The organism is Mesorhizobium sp. M7A.F.Ca.ET.027.03.2.1, assembly GCF_003999175.1.
Taxonomy (GTDB): Bacteria; Pseudomonadota; Alphaproteobacteria; order Rhizobiales; family Rhizobiaceae; genus Mesorhizobium.
Map to the genome: position 1 here is coordinate 1 of NZ_RZOM01000811.1, position 2,888 is coordinate 2,888.

Consider the following 2,888-nt stretch of genomic DNA (forward strand, 5'->3'; position numbering starts at 1 on the left):
GATGGTGGCGCTGACCCGCATGCCGGCGCGCATCTACGGCACGCTGACCTGCCTGGAGCCGGGGCTGGGTGCGCTGGCCGGCTTCCTGTTCCTGCATGAAAGCCTGACCGCAACACAGTTGGCCGGGATCGCAGCCGTCGTTGTCGCCGCCTTCGGCACGGCGCTGACATCACGGCCGCCGGTGCCGTCGCCGGAGTAGGGTGGCGCGATTCGTCGGCACTGGGTATTTTCGAGTAATCCGAAATTCAACCAGCCCAATCCACGAAATTAAGCCAATCCTTGTCCAGGACGGCACTGGAATTGTCACCTGGCGCACAAGTATTTCCGGCTCTGGACAGACCGTGATCTGGTCCCATACGGTGCGTGTCGAAATGAAGACGCGATTGTAGAAAAGGCCGGTTGCCCCTTGCAAAAGAACGTCTTCTCATCGGCGGATCTGCCGCCGCATCTGGATCATCGCGCACGCTTCGCGCTCTGGCAGGACATCCATGTCGCCGAGATATGGTCGGTCGAATACACGATTTCGGAGAGACTGTCGTTCGAAGCCGCGATCGAAGCCACCGCTGTCGGCTCGCTGGTGCTTGGGCAGATGGCCGGGACGATCCGTCATGCCAGCCGCAAGGCGGGCAATATCGCCGCCGACGGTCGCGACGGCTATCTGCTGCTGGTGAACAATGGCGATACGGTGCTCAGCGGCACGCAGATTGGCTGCGATTATCACGTCGGCAAAGGCGAGGCCGCACTGGTCTCGGCTTCGGAAGCGTTGCAGATGACCGGCGGCGACAGCAATGTCTGGGCCAATGTGGTGCTCCCTCGTGCCGTGCTGGAAAATGCCTTCGCTCATATCGAGGATCGGCTGGCGTTGACCGTTGGAGCCGACAATGAGGCGCTCGGCATGCTCAAGCGCTATTGCAGCTTCCTGGAAGCAGGCCCGGCGCTGGTCTCGCCCGACCTCATCGGCCACGCCACCGAAACGATCGTCGACCTGATCGGCCTTGCGACCGGTGCCAAGGGCGAAGCGGCCGAACTGGCGGGCCTGCGCGGCCTGCGCGCGGCAAGGCTGCAGGCCATACTGCAGAAGATGCGGGATAATTTCGCCGATCCCGCCATTTCGGCGCAGGGCGTTGCCGGGCAATTGCGGCTCTCCGTTCGCTATGTCCATGACCTGCTGCAGGAAACCGGGGTGAGCTTTGCCGAGCGCATTCTCGAACTGCGCTTGCAAAGGGCGCATCGCATGCTCCGCGACAGGCACAATGACCGCATGCGGATCAGCGAGATCGCGCTGCTCAGCGGCTTCTCCGACGTCTCCTATTTCAACCGCTGCTTCCGCCGCCGATTCGGCTCGACACCGGGCAGTGCCAGGTAGTTCGTCGCCGCTAACCCCGCCGGATACACGACACGCCAATCGACTGAGGCCGAATGGCCACACCAGCCGGGAAAGCGCTGCGATGCTTTCCCCGACAATTCGGGTGCGGCCCAGCCCAAGACGCGGCGGGCGGACAATGCAACACCGGATTTCTCGACAACAGCTGGATCTCCGCAGCTCATTTGTGCGGTGGGGAAGCAACATGGGGCAGCAGACAACAATGAAAACTCTTCTTCTCGCAACGGCCTTCATTCTCGCGCCGCTCGGTATGGCGTGCGGGGCTGATATCAATGAGGTTTCGCCTGTTGCATCCGGCTACGACTGGTCCGGACTCTATGCCGGCGTCGACATCGGCTACGCGGCCGGAAAATCCAATCTGTTCATCGCCGGCGGCGGACTGGGCGGGGCCACCGATCTCAATGTCTCCACCGATCCGAACGGATTTATCGGCGGTGTCCATATCGGCGCCAATTACCAGATGGAGAACAGCTTCGTGATCGGCGCCGAGGCCGACATCATGTACAGCAATATAGATGGGCTGACGGCCCTCGACGCCGGCGGCGGCGGTGTCACCACGTTGCTCAAGAGCGAACTCAAATGGTCGGGGTCGGCGCGGCTGCGCGCCGGCTATGCATTCGATCGGACCTTGCCCTACATCACTGCCGGCGTCGCCGCGGCCAAGTATGAACTGATTGCGGTCAGCGCCGGTGGCCCTGCCGCCGAAGTAACGCTCCACAGCGACAGCCATGTCGGCTGGACCGTTGGAGCCGGCATCGAACACGCCTTTACCGACAAGTGGATCGCGCGGGCCGAATACCGCTACTCCGACTTCGGCAGCCAGGACCTCTCGGTGGCAGCCGGCCTGCCCACGGAAACCCATGTCGACCTCCAGACACAGGATATCCGGGTCGGGCTCAGCTACAAGTTCTGATTGCTGGTGCTACAGGTCTCCCTCGGGAGATGGCCGGCAGGCCAGGGGGCCGGCGGGGCTCGGCCTGCTGCCGCAGACGGGGGTCGGCGCTCTATACGCGACGACCCCCTCTGTTGCCTTTGGCGACATCTCCCCTCGAGTGGGAGATCAGCCGCTCTTCAGATCAGCTTCTCCAGCGTGATCGGCAAATCCCGCACCCTCTTTCCCGTCGCATGGAACACCGCGTTGGCAATCGCCGGCGCCACGCCGACAATGGCCAGCTCACCAACGCCCTTGCCGCCGAGCACCGAGGAATGCAGGTCGGGGATGCCGACCGAGATCACTTCGAAGTCCGGGATGTCGGCGTTGGTCGGCACGAGGTAATCGGCGAGGTTGTCATTGACGATGCGGCCGTGGCGGCGGTCGACGATGCCTTCTTCCAATAGCGCCTGGCCGATGCCCATGATGATGCCGCCCTTCCATTGGCTTTCGGCAAGTTTCGGGTTGTAGAGCCGCCCCGAATCCAGCGCCGACACCACACGCGATACACGCACCGTGCCGAAGTCCTCGTCGACGCGCACCTCGATGAAATGCGCGCACCAGGAGTGGCGG

At 63.1% G+C, this 2,888-nt stretch carries 4 protein-coding genes; 3 read left to right on the forward strand and 1 reads right to left on the reverse strand.

The features are described 5' to 3' along the window. From EN750_RS27290 to EN750_RS27300, 3 genes are all read left to right on the forward strand, one after another. Positions 1 to 199 (forward strand): EamA family transporter (locus EN750_RS27290; protein WP_348629628.1); only part of this gene is annotated, 199 nt, incomplete at its 5' end. 207 nt (positions 200 to 406) lie between these two features. Further along, the gene (locus EN750_RS27295) at positions 407 to 1,366 is read left to right on the forward strand and encodes an AraC family transcriptional regulator (protein ID WP_127398521.1); all 960 of its coding nucleotides are present in this window, start codon (positions 407 to 409) and stop codon (positions 1,364 to 1,366) included. A 220-nt stretch (positions 1,367 to 1,586) separates the two neighbouring features. Then, on the forward strand, positions 1,587 to 2,297 hold the full coding sequence (locus EN750_RS27300) for an outer membrane protein (RefSeq protein ID WP_189526483.1): 711 nt from the start codon (positions 1,587 to 1,589) through the stop codon (positions 2,295 to 2,297). Between the two features lie 158 nt (positions 2,298 to 2,455). On the opposite strand, the gene EN750_RS27305 is transcribed toward EN750_RS27300, so the two are convergent. Next, the coding region (locus EN750_RS27305) for a molybdopterin cofactor-binding domain-containing protein (RefSeq protein ID WP_145967950.1) at positions 2,456 to 2,888 on the reverse strand (433 nt) is incomplete at its 5' end.

What these genes read in the sequence shown, in the direction of transcription:
- EN750_RS27300 (WP_189526483.1), top strand. Translation starts at nt 1,587, where the DNA reads ATGAAAACTCTTCTTCTCGCAACGGCCTTCATTCTCGCGCCGCTCGGT.